The sequence below is a fragment of the Prosthecobacter sp. GW821-HT29F12 genome, assembly GCF_058803405.1.
Genome location: NZ_CM179517.1, coordinates 883388 through 903410 on the forward strand (window position 1 = coordinate 883388; position 20023 = coordinate 903410).

Below are 20023 nucleotides of genomic sequence, written 5' to 3' on the forward strand. Positions count from 1 at the left end.
GGGTGGTAGTTTATGGTATTATGCGATGGGAAAAAGGTCATGCGGCGTCGTTCATGGGTGCGGCTGCGGCGCCCGGGCGGGTCTCGGCCCGCCCGGCTCCGTGCTCCTGCGGAGGGGGCTGCTCTTTTCCGGCGGCGCGGCGGCCGCCTTCGGTGCCACGGCCTCCTTTGAGGAGCGCCCGGGGAGCTGTATTGAATAATGTCATACTATGGTATTGGGTCCGGATTTGAATAGTCAAGCGGATGATTAAAAAATAATTTTCAGCAGCGCCGCGCAGCCGCACTGGCGGCTCACCGCCAGGGGGTCGTACCTGCCGTCGGCGGTGTATTTGCCGCAGCGGTACTGGTCGGTGAAGGACCAGAGGTAGGGGGAGGGGACGCCGCGCCTGCGGTAGCCGGTGCCGTTGTAGTTTTCAAAGGCCACCAGCGCCGCGCCGGGGCTCCAGTCGGAGATTTGATCCAGGCCGTCGCAGATGAGGGCATCGCGCGCGCTCTCCTCCCAGGTGAAGGGCGGCCGACGCTGAATGGTCGCGCAATTCATCAGCAGGTACTCGCTCGGCGAAAATATCGCCTGCACTTAATCAACTAAAGCAAGTCAAAAAATTAATATTATTCTGTCTCATAAATGATTTAGTGTCTCTATAAACTCGAATTGAACACTCCCTCACTTTAGGCACTAAAGGTGTCACTTTTAGTTTCTGAGTCACTACATCACATGCTTGAATGGCTTTTCTTGCGGTTGTGTAACCTGGCTTAGTGGGAATTTTCCAAATGTCTACAAATCCTCTATTAATCCTTTGATTGTCAATGTCTTCAATAATCTCTGGCCACAAATCGGCTTGCTTAGAGTTGTCGGGACTAATTAGTTTGTGCTTAAAATCGCTTTTAAACTTGAGAAATTGTTCTGTGCATTCCAAAAAATAATCATATGAAACAATAGCGAGATCTAGATCCGAGTTGGCAGAAAAAAAGTCGCCGTTTTTAGAGGGATCCAAAGAATACCCTGTTCTTGCGCTACCAACCAGTTTTATGTCGCTAGGGTGAACGCCTACTGAATTTCCAATAAGCTCACGAATTTTTTCGAAAAGCAGTGGCATTTCAGAGAAAACGCAGGGAATTCCTTCTGTAAGCCAGGCTCGGTGAACGCCCAATTTTTCTGTATACTCAGCCTCGGTGTGAAACTTTTTAAATGCTGAAAGTGAAGGGTACCTATCCTTGAAATTGCGAGCAGATTCGGTCAGATCAAAAGGCTTCATAGGGTTGAGGGGAGTAAGTCTACAAGTGGAGTTTTTTTGACTAACTTAATCAGGTGTTTTTCTCGGGATAATATATTATTCTTCTTCGTAGGGGATACATTTTTGGACTGAGGGTACTTTAATCTAGCCACAAGCTTTGCTGCATCTTCGAAGTTGCATGACGAAAGTTGTATGTTTAATCGGTCGGCTGCCTGCTGAAGCGTGTTCATTCGCCAGCCATAATAAGCAATGTGAAGATAAAGTGTGGCAATCTCAATTTTTGTGAATGTGCGTGACATGCGAAATGCAATACGGATTTCCAATAGCTTTCGAGAAATTGACCGCTCATATCTGCCAGTTAACACCCTGGTAAGTTGCTGCGGAATAGTACTAGCGCCTTCGCGTCTTCCAAGAAGACGATGCCAGCACGCCCGCCCAATCGCAAAAACATCGAAGCCCAGATGTCGGAGGTACCGCTTGTCCTCACCGGCCACGAGTGTGGCAACAAGTGGATCGGGCAAATTGAAGGATCCTTTCCCTTCATATGAGCTCTTCAGGCGTCGAAAATTTGCTTCGGTGGCATTCCAGATGAAGCGAAATCTTCGCTCTCGATGCTGTTTCAAAGATTTTAGAACTAATGCCCTCGATGGCGCGTCGCTGAGGTTGGTTGATTTACACAGGGTGCCAGACGATACGACTTTTAAGTTCCAATTGTGCAGTTGTTTGAGGAGGTTCGGAAGGTCGTTGGCAGTCTCCGTTGTTGCGTGCAAGAGGATTACGAGATGCTTCCGATCGACTTTTTGCAAAATTTGAAGACGAATGCCTTCAATTTTTGCGGGAGAAATGCCCTTTGGGCTTCTCCAGTCGTCAGAATCTATATCCCAGGAAAAATTTCGAAGGCCGAGGCGCTCGATTTCATTCCAAAGAACTGGCGCGTCTAAGCGGTTCCAACTGCCAGCGCCAAATGGCGAACGGAACTTGGTTGGTAGAACTGAGATTGCATCGAATATTGCTCGCTGTGTTTGCTCAAGTTCAAATCTAACGGCGTTTTGCCCTAAACGATCTAGGCGGCAATGGCTCCATGAGTGATTTTGAACGCCATGACCGCTATCGTGCAGCACTCGCAACACTTCGCTACGCTCCTTGATTGCATTGCCGACAGTAAAAAATTCGCAACAGATGCTCCGAAGCCGTAAAATTTCAGATATTCGTCGAACTGCCTCTGGATTGTATGGAGCGTCGTCGAAAGATAATTCAATCGTGGGTGCCAATTCAGGCGCATTATTTTCGAATGAATGAAAACTCACTTCTGGTGATCATCACTTTTCCAGAAGAAATCAATTATGAAACAAAAAAATGAGTTTGGTAGCCAGTTTAGCGTGAAAAGACCGCTCATTTAAAGCGGTTGAGATATAACGCTAGATGATTCACCAGCAACCTATTGAGCGGCACAGCAGCAAACTCCAAGCCGGGCGTTGGAAAGTGTCGAATTGCCTGGCAAGGAGTTTTGACCGAGTTCTGACGACGTCGGTATAAAGCACACAACTCACCCTCAGCGGAAACTGAAGGTGTCATTTAAATTGTGAACCTGACGCGAGTCTTTATTTGTGAAAGGCGACGCTTTTTGTTCATCACGATTCCTCCTTCTCGGGATCCTCCCCCGTCAGTATTTCCCTCGATAGTCGGCACTAGTCCGGATGGATCCGGTTCCCCCGTGGCAATACCCACGTGTGAAAAGGTGAAAATCACGATGTCACCGGCTTTGATATCCGTGCCGGGATTTCGTTTGGTATTTGTCGTTTCATCTTGCTTTAAAGACCATTGCTCTAAATCCCAAGCGCTTGCGGTTTTAGGTCGCTTAAACGTCGGTGTTTCCTTAATGCCTGTGGCTATCATGGCCTGTAGAACGCACCAGTCCACAAAGGCTGCACACCACGGCCACTGCTCGTGTGGTGGGAGCACCGTTGCGGCCTTGTATTGATCTACACGTGGTCCACAGTTGGTTCCGTTGACTTCTTCAACGCCGATCTCTTTCGAGGCAGCATGAACGACGGCTGATGGGAGTATGGTGCTCATAGCATCAATGGATTGGAGGTTGCTGCCGCAGCCATATGTGGGTTCTTCGCAGCCGCAGCTGTCGGCAGCGCCATCTGCAGGGCCGGGATGTTTTGCACCTCGGCGGCGTGCTCTGTCTTGATGCTGCAGTCGTGGAACTGGGCGGCGTAGGTCTCGGATAAGGCGCTCATGGGATGAGAGTTGAAGGTGAAAGGCCGGGGGGAATTCGATGTTCAGAGTTCAGTCGGCGGTGGTTTGTGGTCCAGCAGCAGATGCATGCCCCACAGGAGCAGGCCCACCGCGGCGATGCCGATCAGCGCATTCATGGCGCCACGGCCGCAGCGGGACTTTTGGCTGAAACCTGGGCAGACAGCGCCTGCTGCAGCGCAGGGATGTTTCGCACCTCCTGCGCAGACATGGCGGCCACGGCGGCGCTGGTGCTGCCGCCGGAGATCAGCAGCGCGCCGCCACCGGCCAGGAGATCCTTCTCCACATCTCCGATGATCTGCGCCTGCACGGCGGGCGTGGTGATTTTCATGATGGCCGGACTCGTGCAGGAGCCGAGGGCCAGGGCGGCCGCAAAGGCGGCGATGACAAGGAGGGGTGCGTGGGTTTTCATGGGATTAGTTCTTGGTTCTTGGTTCTTGGTTCTTGGTTCTCAGTTCTCAGTTCTCAGTTCTCAGTTCTCAGTTCTCAGTTCTCAGTTCTCAGTTCTCAGTTTCGTCATTCGTCATTCGTCATTCGTCATTCACACCACGTCTCCAGGCCTCCACTCTTCGCCGTGCAGGATGGTAGGATATGGTATTCGAGGGTCTGCGAGGTCGTTCCGGCTGATGGCCTGCATCAGCGACTCAAACTGCACGCCGCGCTGCAGCCAGGTGGAGTGGCCGCAGGAGTCGTCGCTGTGGTCCTGCACCACCTCGGGGAAGAGCGCGGCAAACTCCCGCCCGCGCAGGCCCAGCGAGCCGTAGCCCAGGCCCAGCCAGCCGATGAGCGGGCGCGTGGCGGCGGCAAATCGCAGCGCGCCGTCATGCCGGCTGCCGTAGATGTGGATGCGGCGGATCAGCCCCTCGCGGATGGCCTCCGCAAAGTCCTCCTCATCCGCCGCCGGAGCGATGAGGTGCGCCGCATCGATCTCCGCCCCGCAGGCCTCCAGCACGCGCGCGATGAGGTCGCAGCCGTTGCTGTGCCCCACCAGCACCAGGCGGTAGCCCGCGCGCCGGTAGTAGCCCACCTTCTTGGAAATCTCATCCGCACGCTCCCGCTGGCGCAGCCGCCGCAGCAGCGCGCTGCACGCATACTCAAACTTCTCCGCCACCACCCCGTCCGGCAGCCGCGTGTTGATCCACGTCACAAACCGGTCCGTCCATCCCTCCGCATCTCCGGGATTGGTGCGAATGCCGTTGATGGCGATGTAGCAGGTGCGCGTGTTCATGACTTGTGGTGTGTGAGTGCCTTCTCAAACGCGGGTGCACGGCAGGGCGGCGTGATGGGGGAGACGGGCCGTTCGTCGTTGCGCTTGATCTTCCCGGTGAGATCCGCGATGACCTTCGTCTGCATGGAGATGATCACGTTCCTCATCTTCACGCGCGCCGCGCTCACAGAGCACCCCGGCGGGCTCCAGCGCTGAGATTTGCATTTCATGCTGGCTGGCCATTTTGCGCGCCGCAAGGTGTGCCACCACCAGCACCACCAGCATCCCGGACAGGCCAAATGGCGTGAGCAGCGTATCGGGAGTCTTGGAGTCGTTCATGGGGGCAGAAGAGCTCATAAATCAGGATGCTTCAAAGGGGGCGCCTCCTGTGCAGGTGCGGCGAAGGTTTCTTTTGAGACGCGTTCATGTGTTTGAGTGTCATGCCTGCTCAGCGATGGCATAGACCGTCACCTGTCCGCCGACGGGAATGGTGTAGCCTTCTTCATTTCCAAGATAAGCAGTCAGCTTGGCGGATGCGCGTCCGGCAAACCATTCTTGAGCGATGTTCACATCGGTCGTGTTCAAAAACGGGGCCAGTTCCGCACCTCCAAAGGATGTGCCTGCAATCTTTCCAAGCTCATAGGCAGAGCCCCCGACCATCAGTCTCAGTGCGACAAAAACACCAGCGAATGATGCCTGGCTTTGATCCTCAGAATAGACCCAGATGCGAACCGGTTTGAGGGTCTTTGTGCCGTCCGCAGGGATGAGGTCAATGCTCTGGGTGCCACCGGTTGCGGCATAACCATCCGCCCCGTTGGTGTAAATTCCCCCGCTGCCCGATAAACTTACCGACACTGTCACCGTGGCGCCTGATCCGGTGGCAATCGTGTCAAAAGCGACTGTCCGCCAGTCCAGGGAAAGATTCTGCACCACACCTGAAAGAGCCGAGGATACAGCAGAATAAAATGCATTGGCTGCGTCATCGGCGCTTGAGAAACCGGTCATGTCGATAAAATAGGACCCGTTCATCGGGTCGGCATAATCAAAGGTGAAAGTGTAGGGGATGCTTTGAATGTTGATGACAACTGTCCCCGTGCCGGATGGCGACCACTCATTAAAATAAGCGCCTCCGTGGCCGGGGGTGGCATCCACCGCGGGGTAGGTATGGCCTGTCAGTGTGCCCTTGCTGCGCACCAGATTTGCGCCGCCGCCCGCATTCACCGCCGCAATCGCCGCATTGATCTTCGTGCGCGCCTCCAGCCCGCTGTCGCCGTTGTTCAGGGTGTCGAGTGACATAAGTGTGATGAGTTGAAAAAGTTAAGAGTCCTTCCAGTCTGCGGCGTCGTCCCAGGCGCCCGTGTCATTCCACGCGCCATTCGCGAGGATCCATGGCGTGCCGCCCGGCGCCCCGGAGGGAGCCAGCGCCAGAGACAGGGCGTTTCCGATTCCGATCATGGCTTGTGGTGTGTTGTGGTATTGCTGGCCTGCATGGCGGCGTCCCGCAGGGCGTCAAAGCTCAGCGTCTCCAGCTTCTCCACCCGCTTCGTCTGCAGGTCGATGAGCTCCGCGATCTGCTGCGCCTGGTTGTTGAGCGCATCGCTGAAGCGGTTCACCGTCTCGATGCCCTTGCCCCAGACCGCGCGCAGGATCAGCACGATGAACCCCGCCAGCGCGATGATGAACCCGATGAGCACCACATGCAGCGGCTGGATCGCCAGCTCCTGCGGATCAATGCTCGCCAGCCGCACATACCACCCCGCCACCGTGGCCGCCACGATGCCCAGCGCACTCACCGCCGCACCGAGGATGCAGGTGGCGAGAGAGACGGGCACCTCGAAGTGGGAGGGATCAAGAGGGAGTTTCATGGCTATGCGCTCCAAGCGTCTGCCAATGCAGAGAATTGGATGTTGGGTGTCTCGCTGTAAGAGAGCGCGGTGGTAATATCACAAAATCTCGCGCTGATGGAGCCATAGGGTCCATGTGTCCCATCAGATCCAGGTGATCCGTCGGGTGAACCGGCTCCGCCAAATCCGCCAGTTCCACCATCTCCAGCAGCAGCGCCGATTTGATAGAAGACGCATCTGATGGCATCCACGCTGCCTGCATATCCGCCATCGCCACCATTTGCCCCAGGAGCACCGCTAGTGGAGTCATCAGTCGAATCCCCGCCATTCCCACCATGTCCACCGCCACCTGCGAAAGACAAGCAGGCACTCGCCACCACGTCTTCCGCGTAGATGTGGGGTCCGGCCCCACCATTTTGACCGTTGGTACCTGTCGTGGGAGTATCTGGAGATGAAACATTATTTCCGCCATGCCCATCCCCCCCGGCAGGTGCCCGAAATTCAATATTGCCCGAGCATGTGAATCCCTTGATGTTCAGAACGCCATCGTTGAACGCCGCAGGGCTGTCATTGGGTGTTGGTGGAGCCGTGATGCCGATACCGTCGATCTTGATCGCGGCAACGCCGTTGCCACGAATACTGTATGTCACATACGAAGTCGGAGCCGCACTGATCATCCCCACGCTCGATATCTCGCTGCCCAAACCCACCAACTGAATGCTGTCACCCAGCGGGGAAAGAATAAGATCACCAGCGCTCCCCTTCCCAATGTGAAAGATTCTGGCTCCAGCATTATATGCTGCTTGGATGCTGGCAAACGGCTTGCCGGAGTCCTCAATCACCCCCGTCCCGTCGTTGCCAGTACCCGGCTCAATCCACGCCTGGGATTGAAAAGGTGCCGCATTGATGGCGGCAATCGCCGCATTGATCTTCGTGCGTGCCTCCAGCCCGCTGTCGCCATTGTTCAGGGTGTCGAGTGACATAAGTGAGATGTGTTAAGAGTCCGTCCAGTTTGCTGCGTCATTCCAGATGCCTGTGTCATTCCACGCGCCATTCGCGAGGATCCAAGGCGGTCCGCCCGTCCCCTTGGGCGCCAGCACGAGTGACAAAGCCTGTCCGAGTCCGATCATGGTAGAGGGAGTGGAGTGAGAGTGATGCGCCGTTCATGCCGGACGGGGAGGTTCCATGCGATATGGTTTGATGATGCCACCAGCATCTTCGCAACTAATGCGGGCTGCGCCGGAGCTGCCTCAAAGTCCGTGCTTAGTGGCTCTGCCTCTGAGGCTGGAATGCAGGTCATCATAGATTCGCAGGGTTGGTTTGTGACCATAGCGCCGCTGCGTCCGCGTCACCAAAGCCGTAATTCCAGATGCCCAGTTCAGCAAAAAGCTGATTGCCGTTCGAGGTGGAAAATACAGAGTTCTGAGTGAGCCATATGATAGACCCATTTTGCGTAGCTCCGGGTGCCACGTCCACGCCGTTTGACCAGCATCTCACCGGCGCTCCATTGGTATTGGCGAAAATTTCACACACTGCGTCTGTTGTTCCTAGTGTTGGAACAACATCCGTGCCCATGTTAAACTGTCCTCGATTGGTGGTTCCAGAGCTGATAAAAAATTCCTGACCTGCCCAGCCTTCACGTGTAAACCCGCACTGCCAGGGTTGGGGATCGAGAGACTGCTCAATGAGGTAGCAAGAATCCCCTAGTTGAAGACAGAAGTCTAAAAGCAGATTCTGGGAATAGCCATCTTTAAGCACTGACGGCCCACCGTTGATGCCTCCCGTGAGAATCAACTGGGGTTGCTTCTCGGCTGTCGTTTGAGTTAGATTTTTCCAGCCGTTGACACCGAACACGGTAATCACGCGCAGAATTGAGTCTCCCTTGAAGCTTGCTGCTGAAGCTACATCCAGCAGACCATTGGCACCGGTGTAAATCAGCATTTCCTCATCGTCCGACTCGCGCCGAACCTGCACCAAGGGTCCTGTGTATGAGGACAACGGACGCCGCACCACACTCCACGCATCGCGCAAACCGCTGGTCAGCGCATCCAGCGCACCTACAAACGGCAGCGCCCCCCCCCCCCCCTGTGGGGCGAGCGAGTGCGAGAGGGCATGTCCGAGTCCGATCATAACATCACAGTGCAACAATGTTCGTGGCCGTCGTGTTCGTGGCGTTCACGCGGGAGGTCGCGATGGGCAGCACGGCGCCCGCAGGCACGCCCGCAAATTTCACGGCCACTCCGTTTTCGTTGATGGCCACCACATCGCCCGTGCCGCCCACATAGAGCGCGCGCGCCGGGCCCCCTTTGATGGCGGAGGTGTCAGACGGCGTGACCGCGCGAAAGGACGAGTTGGGCACCATCTCCTGGAGAGCTCCGGGGATGGACATGGGATCAAGCGGTGTGCGGCGTTGTGAGGCAGGCATGGTATGCGATGGGTGTTAGGGTTGAATTTGAAGTGCTGAATACGGAATGATGCGGTTTGTCTGGCGTTCGTCCTCGTCCTCGTTCTCGTTCTCCTACTCGTCCTCGATCATTGCGTATCGCAAACACGAGCCGGGTGGAGGAGGGGATTCGTGGAGTATCGAAGTGCTGGATTATCGAAGTAGCAAAGTGGTGCGTGTTGAATGATGAGTGCCGAGCGGCGCATGGCAGCTCACATCGCCGTCGTGCGGCTCACCTCGTTGAAGGAAGTGCCGTCAAAGATGAAGGTGATGACAAACGTCTTCGCGCTCGTCGTCCCCGTGGCCAGCGTGCCCGTCGTCTTGAAGTTCGTCGAAAACGTCAGCGTGCGGCTCGTCGTCCCGCTGGTGGTGATCACCAGGGCATACGTCCTCCCCGACACCGCCCCCGTCGTCACCGCGTTGATCGTCTCATCCTCCCCCGGCGTCAGCGTGTAGCAGGAGACGCTCGCTGCCGGCGCAAAGCTCACCGTGCTCCCCGCCGCCAGCGCCGTTGTGCGCTGCAGGCTCACCGTGCCGCTGCCATCCGGAAAGGTCACCGTGCGGCTCGCGCTCGGGTTCGTGATCGCCAGGGTCGTCACCTTGCTGTCAAACGAACTGCCCTGAAACTCCAGTGCCCCATGATAGGCATTGACCACCACGCGGTTGTCCCTGCCCACCAGCGCATGGCTCGTGAGCGACAGCGGCGGCGCGATCGGTGCGGCGTCCGTGCCGAAAATCTTCCGCAGCATCACATCCACGCTGTCCACCCCCAGGGCGGTCGTGGCAATGGCTGTGGCGATGACAAACAATAGCAGTGTGTGCTTCTTCATGGTAGTAGTGTGTGTTGTGTTCTTTGTCCTTGGTTGTTCGTTAACTGAAAATCGTCCTCGTCCTCCTACTCGAACTCGTCCTCGATCACTGCGCGCTGCTAACGCGGCCCGCTGTGAGCAAGCATGGAGTGTGTAAAAACTGGAGTCTCATCGTCTGATAGTCTGATTGTCCCTGCTCGTTCATCCACGCTTCATAATCTCACGCCTGTCCCGGCGCCCCCGGCATCGGCGCACCACCCGGCATGCCCGCCCCAGGCGGCATCATCCCCGGCGCACCCGCCATACCAGCCCCTGGCATCGGCGGCGCACCCGGCGCGGCACCTTGATCCGGTGCCGCACCCGGCGCCTGCTGTTGCTGCTGCGCGGCCGCCTGCTCCTGCTGCTGTTGCAGAGCCATCAGGCCCTTCAGCTTCTGCGCCTCCTCAGGCGGCAGCAGCGGCAGGCAGCTCTCCAGCGTCACCACCGGCTTGCGCACCATCTCCTCCGCGTTGGAGAATTCCAGCGCCTTCAGCGCCTGCACCACGCCCACGCGTGCGCCCGCCTTGTCCACCTCCGGCATGCCCGAGTAGCCCTGCAGCTGCTGCATCATCACCTGCGCGCCCTGCAGCTTGTTCTGGTTCTGCTCCTGCGTCAGCAGCATCTCCACATCAATGTCCAGGTCACGCACATGCTCCGGGGTGATGGTCACCAGCTCCTTGTTGTGTCCCTCGCCCCACACAAAAGCCTCCGCGCGGTCAAAGTTCGCGTAGTGCAGCTTCACCGCATAGCTGAAGCCCCGGCCCTTCGATCTCCGCAGCCTCCGGATCGGCTTCTTCAGCAGCACTGCTGCACGACTGATCAAAGACTTGATCCCCGTCGCCGTGTTCGATTCCGGCACGCTTGATAAATCCCCCTGGCTCGCACTCGTGATCCCGCTCCTCAACTGCGCCAGCTGCATCCCCGTTTGAAACAGCTCCAGGCTCCGATTATCCGCATCCGGCAGCATCGCAAACTCGATGCAATCCCCCAGCCGCTTCCCCGCCTTCGGGCGCAGCGTCTTCCCCGGGCCGATCACCATCTCGCCACCGTCCTCATCCGTTTGCAGATTCTCCTCATGCACCGCCGTCAGCGGATTCGCATGCATCTCATTGCGGAAGTTCACCTGGTTCCACAGATTGTCCGTCGCCGTCTGCAGATACGCATACTTCGCGAAAAATCCCCGACCATAAAGCCGGTGCGGCACAGGCTCCCACACATCACACTTGATCGGCAGCTCAGCCTTCGGCGAAATGTTCGCCAGATAGTCCGCCCAGATGATCCAGTCCTCATGATAAGGCGGGAAGACCATGCACATCCGCGCCTCCTTGCCCGTGCCCGTCACATCCGCACGGATGTATGCCTCGATCAGCCTTACGCGAGTGTTCAGCAGCTGCTCCGCCTCCACCTCGCCCAGCGGCTCCTCCGCCGGTGCGCACGTCACCGTCGCATCCGCCGTCCGCTCACGCTGCGCCTCCTCATCACTGCAGATCCGCGTCTCCGCGCAGCGCGCCAGCCGCACCGCATCCTCCTTCGAAAGATGAAAGCGCCGCATCGCCTCAAACGTGCTCATCTCCACGCTCACATACACATTCGTATGCCGCAGATCCAGCTCCGGCGCATCCTCACGAAAGCTGATGTCATTGAAGTGGATCGGCACCGCCTCCACCCCCTGGCGGATGATCGTCTGTCGCGTCTCATACACCTCCTTCCACTCCAGCTTCCCCTTCAGGCGGCGGCCCATTTTTTTCACCTGCGCATCGCTCGTCACATACTCGCCCAGCGCATCCACCACCGGCTGCCCGTCCGCATGCAGGCACGGCGTCGCCGCCTCATGCTCATCCACATCCGTCGCATACAGCGTCTTGATAAAGCACTCCCCCAGCGTCACCGCCTGGTCGATCCCCAGACACTGCGCATCCACAAATCGTCCATCGCGAAACGTCCACTGCAGGTGGTGCTGGATGTCATCCGCCAGCTTCGTATCCGCCTGGCCCACCGGATTCGCCGCGAACCACGGCTCCCCGCCATAGATGTCCTGCTCCGCCTGCGCCGCCGCAAACTCCGCCAGCGAAGCCACGATGTTCACCGAATCATTCGCCATCTCAAAGATGCTCAGCGCATCCTCCACCTCCGCCTTCTCACGGCGCGCTCTGGCACGGTGGTCAAAAATATCCTGCGCCTCCTGGCTCCACTTCAGGCGGTTCGCCCGCCATTGCACCAGGCCCGCATCATAGCCCGCCTTCTGCGTCCGCGCCCACTGCACCAGCCGCACCGCACGCGTGCCCCCATCCGCCGCCAGCGCATCCTCCAGCGGCGTCTTCTTCCGCTTGCGCACCAGCGCCGCCTTCGCGCGCAGCGCCGCCAGGATGTCAGCAGCAGAACCCCGCGCAGGCGAGGAACCATGGGCCGCAGAAGAGCCGGCGGCGGAGGGAGGAGAGGGGAGCAGAGGCATGCGAAGAAAAAGGAAAAATCGAGGTCCAAAAAATCATTTTGAATTCCCCCTCCGAGTTCTCCACTCCGTCAGGCTGTCTGGTAACAATTCTTGGGCCCAGATTTCAAAGCGCAAGCGAAAATGTTTTTTTCACGCGAAAAAAGTTCATCAGCTGAGCGCTTCGCGGCAGCTCACCCTCAAAATCTCAGTGTCATAAGCGATCAAGCCACCGCTCTTTCTCTCACTTCTTCGAGAATCGCCACCAGCTTCTGGACTTGTGCAGGCGCAAACACACCATCCACACCCTGCGGATTAAAATCCGTGTAAGGCGATTCATAAAGCCGTGCCGCATCCATGCTGCCGTGCTCAGTCAGGTGATTGATGACCTCATCGAGAAACTGAATCTGATTCGCGCTGAAAATGCGCCCGTGAGAAATCCATCCGGAGCCTTTTTTCGTAAAGTGGCGCGCCTTGAGTGGAAACGCTCAAAGCTGTCTGCTGAAGTAAATCCGGGAAGCTCAATGGTGGACACCTCGTCCATCTGATCTTCAAAGTCCGTGTAGAGCGGCTTGCGCTGCTTCTTCTCAATGAGCTTCACCAGCCGCCGCAGCTTCTTGCGCAGCTCTTCCAGCATAGACAGGCCATTCGGCTTGGAGAAGGAGGAAGTTGGAATGTATTTAGGGGTTGGATGCTGATCGCTTGGCAAAGCAAGGTTGTTTGCTAAGGTCTGTCAATCAACGGCTCTTTCTTCTTAGTGAATCATTCCCCCACCGCCATTTCTCAGGTTCCATGATCACCATTACCGAAGTTCTGGGCAAGGCAGCGCAGGGACGCACAGAGCCCTTCATCTGCCGTGGCGATGATGGGCAACTCTATTACGTCAAGGGGCGCAATGCAGGCTTCATCTCTCTATGTTGCGAATGGGTGGCGGGCAGCCTGGCGCGCCACATCGCAGCACGACTGAGTGGCTTTGCACTGCCAGAGTTTACGATTGCCGAGGTGCCACAAGCTCTCGTGACGCAGAGCGACCGCGACGACATCCGGCACCTCGGTGCCGGTCCAGTGTTTGCCTCGTTGAAAGTGGATCGCGCGCGTGAGATCACCTGGGAGGATGCGCGGAAATTGACTCCTAACGTCATGGCTGGCGTCCTTTTCATCGACCACTGGCTGCAGAATGATGACCGAACCCTCTCGGACCTAGGAGGCAACCCCAATTTGTTGATCACTCACGAGTCGGAGATCAGGAACGGGGAGACGTCTGGAAACATGGTGCCGTATCTCTGGGTGATCGATTTCAATCTGGCCTTTGATCCTCTTTTTACTCGGAGCTCCTTTCTCGATAACCACGTCTTTGCGGGGCTGCTTAAGGCCTGGCCTCCAGGTTTCCAGGAGGCAGTGATGCAGAGTCTGCCTGCAGTGCTCGAAACGGTGCCCCGCCTGTTCAGAGAGCTGCCAGACGAATGGCTCTATCAGGATGGAGATGACAGTTTGCCCGTGCATTTAAGCCAAAATGATGTATTAGAAATGCTCCAGCTCCCGTTGCAAGAACCGGAGGCTTTTTGGAAACTGCCATGAAATCCATCGCCAAACACGTCTGCAATTACGCGGTGCTCCGGTTCCAACCCTATCCCGAAACGGGGGAGTTTGTGAATCTGGGCGTGGCCGTGCATTGTGCCGAGACGGGCTTCATGGAAGTAAAGATTGAGCACAGGAAGCACAAGCGAATCACGGATTTCTTCCCTGAACTCGACAAAGCGCCGTTCCTAGCGGCCCGAACCGCTGTGCAGGCCGAGTTTGAGCGCGTCCAGCACCTCGCAGCAAAGAAAACCGACCCGGAGCTCGGGCGGCGCATTTTTCGGGAGATGGTGAGGCCCCGCGAGTCCGTCTTCCGTTTTGGGGAGGTGCGCACCATTCTGACAGACGCTCCCGCTGCACTTGCGCAGAATCTTTTCGACCAGTATGTGGAGCGTCACTTCGCCAAACAGAAGGCTTATCAGGAAGAGGTGATGGCACGCCGCTATTACGAGGCCCTGCAAAACCTGCGTCCGGACAGAAAATTCAAGCGCAACTACACCATCAGTGGCGGCTTGTACCACGTGAAGGTGCCTCTTTGTTCGGACGCTTTCACTCGCAACGATGCGCCACAGCGCATCATCAAACCGCTGGATCTCGGCAAAGACGACGCTACCGAGATCCTCGAGCATGGCCAGCTCTGGGCGAACCGTCTGCAATTGATCACAGGCATGAAAAAGATGCCGGACAAGTTCATTTTCGCCGTGCACATGCCATCACGGGTGCATCAAGATCTTCATTATGCAGCGAAGGAAGTAGTCACCTCCTTGGGGCGGCATGGCGGCATCATTGTCGAGGATGATGATACTGATCAGATAGTTTCACTGGCGGCGGACGGCTGGTATTGAGCAATGCGGCCACGATGGCGTCAGCTACATTATTTGCAGGACCTCCAGAGCGTTGAGCCTTCTTACCTCTCGTGAGTTGATGGAACATCCAGCTCTTCGTCGGGATGAGAACCCACGATCGGAACCTCAGCCGGTGGCGCGTAGATTTCCTCGTCAGCAAGAGCGCCGAGGCACATCTCTGTTTGAGCCGGATTGTCCAGCATTCCGGGGGTAAACCCATTCTTCAGAAGCACCACTTCCAGCTTGCATAGACCGGCTTTCTTCAGACGCTCGGCATACTTGGAGAGGGTGCTGGCGTCTTCGCTCAGAATGATTCCCACACCTTCTTCCTCCGCCTGAGCCAGAATTTTCAAATCGTTCAGGATCATCGGGCGGGCGTCTGCCTTGTCCAGAGACCCGAGACCTGTCTTTAAAGCCTTGAAATAGGACGCGGCACGAATGGCATGCGGCAAGTTGAAAGGCTGAATCCTGAAGTTTCGCAAAGGCAGTTCCGTCACTGGTTGCCCCACCTCAAATTCCCCGGCGGCGATTACAGACAAGTTCATCGGAACGCTCTTGCCGAGGCAGTAATTGAAGTATTCCACTGCCACGCTGTGGTTCTTCCGACTGGGGTCAGCAAACGAGATCAGAAAGCTGGTGTCGAGAGAGACTTGTTTCATGGTCGGGTCACGCGTTCCTCAGAGCATCCACCCAGGCCGTGGCGGACGGTACGTCCTTCCACGCCTCCCGGCCATTTTTCCAAAGGCGCTCCAATGCCTGCTGGTCGACTTCATCGGTGCGGTGCAGAAACTCCAGCAGCTTGACGCGACGCAGTTGGCGTGTTTTCAGATGCTGCTGCGCCTGCACTCGCAGGGTGACGTCACGGTACAGCTGATTCTCCTCTTCAGCGGCCAATTGCTGCTCGGTGGCGCTTACCTGGATCATTCTGCCGGTGTCTGCCAGCACCAGATGTACATTGGGCTCTTGTTTGCCGCCCATGTCCACCACATGTCCCACCAGATATTTTTCCACTGTCACCCACGCATTTTCCGCTCCATGCTGGTAGGGGCTGGAACTCTCCACCTTCAGTGGGCGTGCCGCTGGATTGGAAAGATCTTTGACCGTGTAGGACAGCGTTGGCTGGCGCTGTGCCCGCTTCTGCCAGGTCTCGATGACCTGTGCACGCCTTGGCTGGATCAAGTCCAGATCTCCGCTGCGCTCCAAGCGAGCCATTTCATCTCCAACACTGGAGATGAGCATGCATCCTGCCGTGATCACTACACGCACCGAGCCGCTTTCCAGTCGCACCTTGGAGTTCGTCAGCGAGGCTCCCGGCTCATCCCCCTTCACCAGTTTCTCCACCTCTTCCAAGAAGAGCCGCAGCGTCGGCAGATCCACGTTGCTCGGCGTAAGAGGCTCGCCCGCAACGGTGTCGTTGAGGGAAAACGCGAGGCTGGCGGTGGCAGTGGACATGGAGCGGCGCTGTCGGAGAAAAGAGAGGTTAGAACGTAGGCGTCAAAGCGCTTTTTGCACTCGGTAGTTTCCTTTTTTGTTTTAGCCGAATCTTAAGATTTAGGCACAGCAGCACTCTTCGAAAACGGTGTGGAACGCCCTCATTTCTGAATTCATTGCGGCTAAGCTGCGTGCCGAAAGGGCCGCATTTAATGTCATCGGATGAACTGCATACCCCCCCCTCACCCCCTCCGGTGCATCTCCAGCACCCTCATCCTCACATCATCCGCAATATCATCCGGCGTCGCGTAGGGCAGGGGAGCAAAGGCCGCAGGTCGTTGTTCCAGCGTGATGTCGTAGAGCTTCGCGATCTGATCCAGCGCCTTCAAGCGCACCGACAGCATGGGCGGGGACGAGGCGTTGGGCGGATCGGCGTCCTCGTCGGCGTCCGCCATCGACATCACATCCGGAAACGTCGCCTCCACCGTCTGCCACAGTGCCGCGCTGATGTGCTCGCGGATCGACGTGAAATCCAGCTCCGACTGCGGGGCCAGCGCGGCGCGTGCCGCACGGCTTTGCAGCCACAGCTCACGCACCGCCTCCAGTCCCACACCCAGCACCCGCGCCACATCCAGCAACGGCAGCCCCTGGCGCACATGCAGCTCAAAGACCACCTGCGGCTCCGTCAGCCCCAGCGCCCGCGCCCGGGCCAGCCACAGACGCAAACACGCAGGCACAGATGCCCCCGTGCCCACACCCGCAGCGCCCACCCCGGAAGCCGTTGCCGAAGCCCCAGCCCCCGCTTGCCCCAGCCCCGCCGTTTTCGCCTCCGCAGCAGCAGACGAACACGCCGTGAAGGACGCATCCTCCCGCCCCGCCACATCCGCCGTCGCCACTGGCTCCTCACCCATCACCCCCTCCGCATTCCCCACGCCCGCGCCCTCCGCCCCCTTCTTCGGCGACTTCACACGCCTGCGCGTCACGCCCCCGCCGGAGCGGGCTTTTGCAGAAGAAGAAAGAGCCATGGTCTGGTAAAGTTGAGTAGTGGTAGGAGCTGGTAGCCGAAGAAACATGCCACGGCCTACCATAACCGATTGGGTCCCACTTTCGAAAGTTCAACCAATTTGTTTCAAGACCTGCCAAAGCCCCCGGTAAAACCCACGCAGCCCACCACTGGAAGCCTCCGGGCTGGGAGCGCCGACATTCTGTCGGCTCCGGTCGAACGTCCCCGCCACACCGCCCTCACCCAAAGCCCCGCGCAAACACAGCACCCACCGCTGGGAGCGCCGACATTCTGTCGGCTCCGGTCGAACGTCCCTGCCACACCGACCTCGCACAAAGCCCGGCGCAAACACGGCACCCACCCATGGCACAAACATCCCACTGGCGCAGCGGGCCTTTTGCTGTTGGATTCCCCCCACGCTGCACCAGCCACAGCCACCCAGCCCCATGAAAACATCGACCTTCCGCTCGACCTCCCTTTTCATCTTGCTCGTCATCACCGTCCCTGCCGCGCTCGTTTACCTCGCCGCCACACTGCATGCGGGCCGCCAGTTGCAGCAGCACGAAGAGCGCATCAGCCAGGATGGCAAGACCGCCATCGCCCACGTCGTGAAGTTGAACGAGCTGCGCCACACCATGCCAGGCAAGACCCCGCAGGAGCTCACCGCCATCGTCTTCCCGCCGCTCCCCGCCGGCTTCACCCTGCGCCCCGTCACCACCGCCGAGCGCGAGAAGTTCCCCGTCCTGAAAGACTCCGACTACCTCGTGCAGCAAAACGGCCCGCCCCACCTCCTCATCCCCAGCGCCGCCCCGCCCCTGCACCTCGATCTCACCTCCGCCGCGCCGCCCGTGAAGTGATGAGGGTGCGGAAGCAGTGCCTCGCAGGCCGAATGACGCGCCTGTTCTTCATGACCTGCCGCTCCGCGCCGTCCCGCGCGCAGTTCATCGCCGGGAGCTCCGATGTTTCGCTTCGCGGCTTCGCAGCATCGGCTCTGGGCGAGCGTCCCTGCAGCTTCAACATGAAAAATGGCCCTCTGATTACACGGCGCTCTCTCTGCGGCGGAGCTTCCCGGAGCCGGTTAAAAACCAGCGCTCCCAGTACAGAATGCCTCCTCGCGCACTACTTCGTCAATTTGCTAAAGCGCACGTCCTTTCCGCCCAGAGTCACATTCACCCAGAGGTCGATCTTCGCCCGCTCGCAGGCCTGCGCCAGTTGGTCGATGTTTTTTTTGCGATTCGCCACCCACCTCGGATTGGCCAGCAGCTTTTTAACGTGATCGGACATCAGCGGCTCAAACGCTGCCGGGTTCTTCAGACGCGTGAATTCGCCCGTGATGAAGATGCCCCTCTTGGTGCGCTCCTCCGCCTGTGTGCGGAAGTAGGCCAGCAGCTCCTCCGGCGTATCAAAACTCTTCACCACACTGCCATCCGCCCGCCTGTCCACCCTGCCATCCGCCCCCGACACCATCCAGGAGATTGGGCGGGGCTCCTCACTGTAGTCGGCAAAGATGGCAAAGCCCGCGAGCACCGCATACACGTCCTCGGCGATCAAGTCCTGGCCCGACCGCCGCAGTCCATCCGCCGCCACCCCCTGCACCGCGAGCCCCAGCGCCAGCACAGGCACACACACCAGTGCAGCAGCACGCTGCATGAGGGAACGACGAACGAAAGTGCAAGTGGTCGGGCAGGGGATCATCCAGCAGCATCGCATAGCCGGGAGCTTTGTCACCCAGCAGTCGAGTTGCCAGGGGAAGGTGCGCGGCAGCGGCATGTCACCTTTTCCATGTCATGCGCTCCGCCACGCAGTGGCTGCGCTCATCCACCTCGGACATACATCTGGACACCCCATGCCACGCAGTTAAACTCAGCCACCCATCCGCCTAGGATCAGTCCTCAGGCAGGCAGCCTCTTTGTTCCGCCCCCTTCATCCAGAACCCCCGCTCATGAAACACCTCCTCGCATCCCTCGGCCTCTTCCTCGCCATCACCGCCACCTCACACGCCCGCATTGGCGAGACCCTCGCCGAGCTCAAAGCCCGCTACGGCGAAGGCAAATCCGTCTCCCCCCGCATGGCCAACACCGAGCAGTACGAGTGGGAAAAAGACGGCTACATCATCCAGGCCAGCCTGCGCAACAACGTCACCGTCCTCGAGTTCTTCCACCGCACCGACACCCTGATGACCGATGACGACATCAAGGCCCTGCTCAAAGTCTACCGCAAAGACGTCCGCTTCACCTGGTCCACCCGCGACAACTGCTTCAAAAGCAGCGACAAAAAACTCATGGCCGGCCGCCAGGAAGGCCACGACGACTGGATCTACGTCCGCGACATCTCCGCCACCGAAGCCCTCAGCGGCAAAGACAAAGCGAAGAACCTCTGAGCCGTGGAGCGCATCACGCGCCCCTCGTCAGCCGCCAGAGTGGTTCAACCACGGAACACACAGAATACACGGAACCTGAGTTTGAATCTGATTCCGTGTATTCTGTGTATTGATTCGCTGCGCTCCCCTGCGGGCTCACTGCGTTCGTCTGTCTCGCTTCGCTCGGCTCCGTGGTCAAAATTCAGATCTTAACCGCCGATGAGCCGCTGACATGGCGCTCATTCGGAATGCCTGAATCCGGATTCTCAGACAGCCTTTCATCAGCGTCTCATGAGCGTCCTGTCAGCGGTTAAAAATCTCTGTTCCTGGTTCGATGCCCAGCTCCAGGCAAGCCCCCCATCCCCGCCATTTCCCCCTTGCCGTCTCAGCACCACCCCGCCACCCTGCGCGCCGCATGAGCACGCGGCCCATCATCTTCATCTCCGCCGTCAGCAAAGAGCTGCGCAGCGCGCGTGATCACGTGGCCACGTGACCTCGGGGCCAATAACCCCTCTGGAAGACTAGGCAATCTGCCGAATCA

General features: G+C 58.2%; 28 protein-coding genes. 4 read left to right on the forward strand and 24 right to left on the reverse strand.

Translation table 11 applies throughout. The features are described 5' to 3' along the window. Positions 1–37: 37 nt before the first annotated feature. From AC3RLQ_RS03510 to AC3RLQ_RS03605, 20 genes are all read right to left on the reverse strand, one after another. Positions 38–205, reverse strand: coding sequence for a hypothetical protein (locus AC3RLQ_RS03510; RefSeq protein WP_493034401.1), 168 nt, complete (start codon positions 203–205; stop codon positions 38–40). Between the two features lie 41 nt (positions 206–246). Beyond that, on the reverse strand, positions 247–540 hold the full coding sequence (locus AC3RLQ_RS03515; protein WP_493034403.1) for a hypothetical protein: 294 nt from the start codon (positions 538–540) through the stop codon (positions 247–249). A 40-nt stretch (positions 541–580) separates the two neighbouring features. Continuing rightward, positions 581–1255 carry a hypothetical protein gene (locus AC3RLQ_RS03520; RefSeq protein WP_493034405.1) on the reverse strand — a complete coding sequence of 225 codons (675 nt, stop codon included), beginning with the start codon at positions 1253–1255 and terminating at the stop codon, positions 581–583. Beyond that, positions 1252–2541 carry a transglycosylase domain-containing protein gene (locus AC3RLQ_RS03525; RefSeq protein WP_493034407.1) on the reverse strand — a complete coding sequence of 430 codons (1290 nt, stop codon included), beginning with the start codon at positions 2539–2541 and terminating at the stop codon, positions 1252–1254. Before AC3RLQ_RS03525 ends, AC3RLQ_RS03520 begins: the two co-directional genes overlap by 4 nt. Before the next feature lie 268 nt (positions 2542–2809). Continuing rightward, entirely contained in the window at positions 2810–3310 is a 501-nt protein-coding gene (locus AC3RLQ_RS03530) for a CHAP domain-containing protein (RefSeq protein WP_493034409.1), read from the reverse strand. Continuing rightward, positions 3307–3480, reverse strand: a complete 174-nt coding sequence (locus AC3RLQ_RS03535) for a hypothetical protein (RefSeq protein WP_493034411.1) — start codon at positions 3478–3480, stop codon at positions 3307–3309. The genes AC3RLQ_RS03530 and AC3RLQ_RS03535 overlap by 4 nt, the downstream gene beginning before the upstream one ends. 131 nt (positions 3481–3611) lie before the next feature. Further along, complete coding sequence (locus AC3RLQ_RS03540) at positions 3612–3908, reverse strand: hypothetical protein (protein WP_493034414.1); 297 nt, start codon at positions 3906–3908, stop codon at positions 3612–3614. 129 nt (positions 3909–4037) lie between these two features. Further along, positions 4038–4724 carry a hypothetical protein gene (locus AC3RLQ_RS03545; RefSeq protein WP_493034416.1) on the reverse strand — a complete coding sequence of 229 codons (687 nt, stop codon included), beginning with the start codon at positions 4722–4724 and terminating at the stop codon, positions 4038–4040. Beyond that, complete coding sequence (locus AC3RLQ_RS03550; protein WP_493034418.1) at positions 4721–4933, reverse strand: hypothetical protein; 213 nt, start codon at positions 4931–4933, stop codon at positions 4721–4723. The genes AC3RLQ_RS03545 and AC3RLQ_RS03550 overlap by 4 nt, the downstream gene beginning before the upstream one ends. A 208-nt stretch (positions 4934–5141) precedes the next feature. Then, positions 5142–5999: a hypothetical protein gene (locus AC3RLQ_RS03555; protein ID WP_493034420.1), complete on the reverse strand. Its 858-nt coding sequence runs from the start codon at positions 5997–5999 to the stop codon at positions 5142–5144. Between the two features lie 21 nt (positions 6000–6020). Beyond that, positions 6021–6158 (reverse strand): hypothetical protein, encoded by a 138-nt coding sequence (locus tag AC3RLQ_RS03560; protein ID WP_493034422.1) that lies wholly within the window; start codon positions 6156–6158, stop codon positions 6021–6023. Next, entirely contained in the window at positions 6155–6568 is a 414-nt protein-coding gene (locus tag AC3RLQ_RS03565) for a hypothetical protein (RefSeq protein ID WP_493034424.1), read from the reverse strand. The genes AC3RLQ_RS03560 and AC3RLQ_RS03565 overlap by 4 nt, the downstream gene beginning before the upstream one ends. Before the next feature lie 2 nt (positions 6569–6570). Next, positions 6571–7530, reverse strand: coding sequence for a hypothetical protein (locus tag AC3RLQ_RS03570; RefSeq protein WP_493034426.1), 960 nt, complete (start codon positions 7528–7530; stop codon positions 6571–6573). 12 nt (positions 7531–7542) lie between these two features. After that, entirely contained in the window at positions 7543–7677 is a 135-nt protein-coding gene (locus tag AC3RLQ_RS03575) for a hypothetical protein (RefSeq protein ID WP_493034428.1), read from the reverse strand. 169 nt (positions 7678–7846) lie between these two features. Then, positions 7847–8677, reverse strand: coding sequence for a hypothetical protein (locus AC3RLQ_RS03580; protein WP_493034430.1), 831 nt, complete (start codon positions 8675–8677; stop codon positions 7847–7849). 4 nt (positions 8678–8681) lie between these two features. After that, a complete protein-coding gene (locus tag AC3RLQ_RS03585) occupies positions 8682–8972 on the reverse strand; it encodes a spike base protein, RCAP_Rcc01079 family (RefSeq protein ID WP_493034432.1) in 291 nt (96 codons plus the stop codon). Between the two features lie 230 nt (positions 8973–9202). Then, positions 9203–9820 carry a hypothetical protein gene (locus tag AC3RLQ_RS03590; protein WP_493034434.1) on the reverse strand — a complete coding sequence of 206 codons (618 nt, stop codon included), beginning with the start codon at positions 9818–9820 and terminating at the stop codon, positions 9203–9205. Between the two features lie 199 nt (positions 9821–10019). Further along, positions 10020–12290, reverse strand: a complete 2271-nt coding sequence (locus tag AC3RLQ_RS03595) for a collagen-like triple helix repeat-containing protein (RefSeq protein ID WP_493034436.1) — start codon at positions 12288–12290, stop codon at positions 10020–10022. Positions 12291–12490: 200 nt separating this feature from the next. Beyond that, positions 12491–12706, reverse strand: a complete 216-nt coding sequence (locus tag AC3RLQ_RS03600) for a type I restriction-modification enzyme R subunit C-terminal domain-containing protein (RefSeq protein WP_493038812.1) — start codon at positions 12704–12706, stop codon at positions 12491–12493. Continuing rightward, on the reverse strand, positions 12640–12903 hold the full coding sequence (locus AC3RLQ_RS03605) for a hypothetical protein (RefSeq protein WP_493034438.1): 264 nt from the start codon (positions 12901–12903) through the stop codon (positions 12640–12642). The genes AC3RLQ_RS03600 and AC3RLQ_RS03605 overlap by 67 nt, the downstream gene beginning before the upstream one ends. Positions 12904–13058: 155 nt before the next feature. On the opposite strand from AC3RLQ_RS03605, the gene AC3RLQ_RS03610 reads away from it, so the two are divergent. After that, positions 13059–13844, forward strand: a complete 786-nt coding sequence (locus AC3RLQ_RS03610; protein WP_493034440.1) for a HipA family kinase — start codon at positions 13059–13061, stop codon at positions 13842–13844. Then, positions 13841–14689 (forward strand): DUF3037 domain-containing protein, encoded by an 849-nt coding sequence (locus AC3RLQ_RS03615; RefSeq protein WP_493034442.1) that lies wholly within the window; start codon positions 13841–13843, stop codon positions 14687–14689. The genes AC3RLQ_RS03610 and AC3RLQ_RS03615 overlap by 4 nt, the downstream gene beginning before the upstream one ends. A 62-nt stretch (positions 14690–14751) precedes the next feature. Here the strand turns inward: AC3RLQ_RS03615 and AC3RLQ_RS03620 are convergent, their stop codons facing one another. From AC3RLQ_RS03620 to AC3RLQ_RS03630, 3 genes are all read right to left on the reverse strand, one after another. Then, entirely contained in the window at positions 14752–15348 is a 597-nt protein-coding gene (locus AC3RLQ_RS03620) for a PIN domain-containing protein (protein ID WP_493034444.1), read from the reverse strand. Between the two features lie 7 nt (positions 15349–15355). After that, positions 15356–16141 carry a hypothetical protein gene (locus AC3RLQ_RS03625; protein WP_493034446.1) on the reverse strand — a complete coding sequence of 262 codons (786 nt, stop codon included), beginning with the start codon at positions 16139–16141 and terminating at the stop codon, positions 15356–15358. A 221-nt stretch (positions 16142–16362) separates the two neighbouring features. Continuing rightward, entirely contained in the window at positions 16363–17145 is a 783-nt protein-coding gene (locus AC3RLQ_RS03630) for a hypothetical protein (protein ID WP_493034448.1), read from the reverse strand. Positions 17146–17569: 424 nt separating this feature from the next. Between AC3RLQ_RS03630 and AC3RLQ_RS03635 the strand changes: the two genes are divergently transcribed. Next, positions 17570–17980, forward strand: a complete 411-nt coding sequence (locus AC3RLQ_RS03635) for a hypothetical protein (protein ID WP_493034450.1) — start codon at positions 17570–17572, stop codon at positions 17978–17980. Positions 17981–18242: 262 nt separating this feature from the next. On the opposite strand, the gene AC3RLQ_RS03640 is transcribed toward AC3RLQ_RS03635, so the two are convergent. Next, positions 18243–18773, reverse strand: coding sequence for a hypothetical protein (locus AC3RLQ_RS03640; protein WP_493034452.1), 531 nt, complete (start codon positions 18771–18773; stop codon positions 18243–18245). Positions 18774–19065: 292 nt separating this feature from the next. Here AC3RLQ_RS03640 and AC3RLQ_RS03645 point away from each other — a divergent pair, with 292 nt between their 5' ends. Next, positions 19066–19503, forward strand: a complete 438-nt coding sequence (locus AC3RLQ_RS03645) for a hypothetical protein (protein WP_493034454.1) — start codon at positions 19066–19068, stop codon at positions 19501–19503. Positions 19504–20023 lie beyond the last annotated feature (520 nt).

What these genes read in the sequence shown, in the direction of transcription:
- AC3RLQ_RS03510 (WP_493034401.1), bottom strand. Translation starts at nt 205, where the DNA reads ATGACATTATTCAATACAGCTCCCCGGGCGCTCCTCAAAGGAGGCCGT.
- AC3RLQ_RS03515 (WP_493034403.1), bottom strand. Translation starts at nt 540, where the DNA reads ATGAATTGCGCGACCATTCAGCGTCGGCCGCCCTTCACCTGGGAGGAG.
- AC3RLQ_RS03520 (WP_493034405.1), bottom strand. Translation starts at nt 1,255, where the DNA reads ATGAAGCCTTTTGATCTGACCGAATCTGCTCGCAATTTCAAGGATAGG.
- AC3RLQ_RS03530 (WP_493034409.1), bottom strand. Translation starts at nt 3,310, where the DNA reads ATGAGCACCATACTCCCATCAGCCGTCGTTCATGCTGCCTCGAAAGAG.
- AC3RLQ_RS03535 (WP_493034411.1), bottom strand. Translation starts at nt 3,480, where the DNA reads ATGAGCGCCTTATCCGAGACCTACGCCGCCCAGTTCCACGACTGCAGC.
- AC3RLQ_RS03540 (WP_493034414.1), bottom strand. Translation starts at nt 3,908, where the DNA reads ATGAAAACCCACGCACCCCTCCTTGTCATCGCCGCCTTTGCGGCCGCC.
- AC3RLQ_RS03545 (WP_493034416.1), bottom strand. Translation starts at nt 4,724, where the DNA reads ATGAACACGCGCACCTGCTACATCGCCATCAACGGCATTCGCACCAAT.
- AC3RLQ_RS03550 (WP_493034418.1), bottom strand. Translation starts at nt 4,933, where the DNA reads ATGAAATGCAAATCTCAGCGCTGGAGCCCGCCGGGGTGCTCTGTGAGC.
- AC3RLQ_RS03555 (WP_493034420.1), bottom strand. Translation starts at nt 5,999, where the DNA reads ATGTCACTCGACACCCTGAACAACGGCGACAGCGGGCTGGAGGCGCGC.
- AC3RLQ_RS03560 (WP_493034422.1), bottom strand. Translation starts at nt 6,158, where the DNA reads ATGATCGGAATCGGAAACGCCCTGTCTCTGGCGCTGGCTCCCTCCGGG.
- AC3RLQ_RS03565 (WP_493034424.1), bottom strand. Translation starts at nt 6,568, where the DNA reads ATGAAACTCCCTCTTGATCCCTCCCACTTCGAGGTGCCCGTCTCTCTC.
- AC3RLQ_RS03570 (WP_493034426.1), bottom strand. Translation starts at nt 7,530, where the DNA reads ATGTCACTCGACACCCTGAACAATGGCGACAGCGGGCTGGAGGCACGC.
- AC3RLQ_RS03575 (WP_493034428.1), bottom strand. Translation starts at nt 7,677, where the DNA reads ATGATCGGACTCGGACAGGCTTTGTCACTCGTGCTGGCGCCCAAGGGG.
- AC3RLQ_RS03580 (WP_493034430.1), bottom strand. Translation starts at nt 8,677, where the DNA reads ATGATCGGACTCGGACATGCCCTCTCGCACTCGCTCGCCCCACAGGGG.
- AC3RLQ_RS03585 (WP_493034432.1), bottom strand. Translation starts at nt 8,972, where the DNA reads ATGCCTGCCTCACAACGCCGCACACCGCTTGATCCCATGTCCATCCCC.
- AC3RLQ_RS03590 (WP_493034434.1), bottom strand. Translation starts at nt 9,820, where the DNA reads ATGAAGAAGCACACACTGCTATTGTTTGTCATCGCCACAGCCATTGCC.
- AC3RLQ_RS03595 (WP_493034436.1), bottom strand. Translation starts at nt 12,290, where the DNA reads ATGCCTCTGCTCCCCTCTCCTCCCTCCGCCGCCGGCTCTTCTGCGGCC.
- AC3RLQ_RS03605 (WP_493034438.1), bottom strand. Translation starts at nt 12,903, where the DNA reads ATGCTGGAAGAGCTGCGCAAGAAGCTGCGGCGGCTGGTGAAGCTCATT.
- AC3RLQ_RS03610 (WP_493034440.1), top strand. Translation starts at nt 13,059, where the DNA reads ATGATCACCATTACCGAAGTTCTGGGCAAGGCAGCGCAGGGACGCACA.
- AC3RLQ_RS03615 (WP_493034442.1), top strand. Translation starts at nt 13,841, where the DNA reads ATGAAATCCATCGCCAAACACGTCTGCAATTACGCGGTGCTCCGGTTC.
- AC3RLQ_RS03620 (WP_493034444.1), bottom strand. Translation starts at nt 15,348, where the DNA reads ATGAAACAAGTCTCTCTCGACACCAGCTTTCTGATCTCGTTTGCTGAC.
- AC3RLQ_RS03625 (WP_493034446.1), bottom strand. Translation starts at nt 16,141, where the DNA reads ATGTCCACTGCCACCGCCAGCCTCGCGTTTTCCCTCAACGACACCGTT.
- AC3RLQ_RS03630 (WP_493034448.1), bottom strand. Translation starts at nt 17,145, where the DNA reads ATGGCTCTTTCTTCTTCTGCAAAAGCCCGCTCCGGCGGGGGCGTGACG.
- AC3RLQ_RS03635 (WP_493034450.1), top strand. Translation starts at nt 17,570, where the DNA reads ATGAAAACATCGACCTTCCGCTCGACCTCCCTTTTCATCTTGCTCGTC.
- AC3RLQ_RS03640 (WP_493034452.1), bottom strand. Translation starts at nt 18,773, where the DNA reads ATGCAGCGTGCTGCTGCACTGGTGTGTGTGCCTGTGCTGGCGCTGGGG.
- AC3RLQ_RS03645 (WP_493034454.1), top strand. Translation starts at nt 19,066, where the DNA reads ATGAAACACCTCCTCGCATCCCTCGGCCTCTTCCTCGCCATCACCGCC.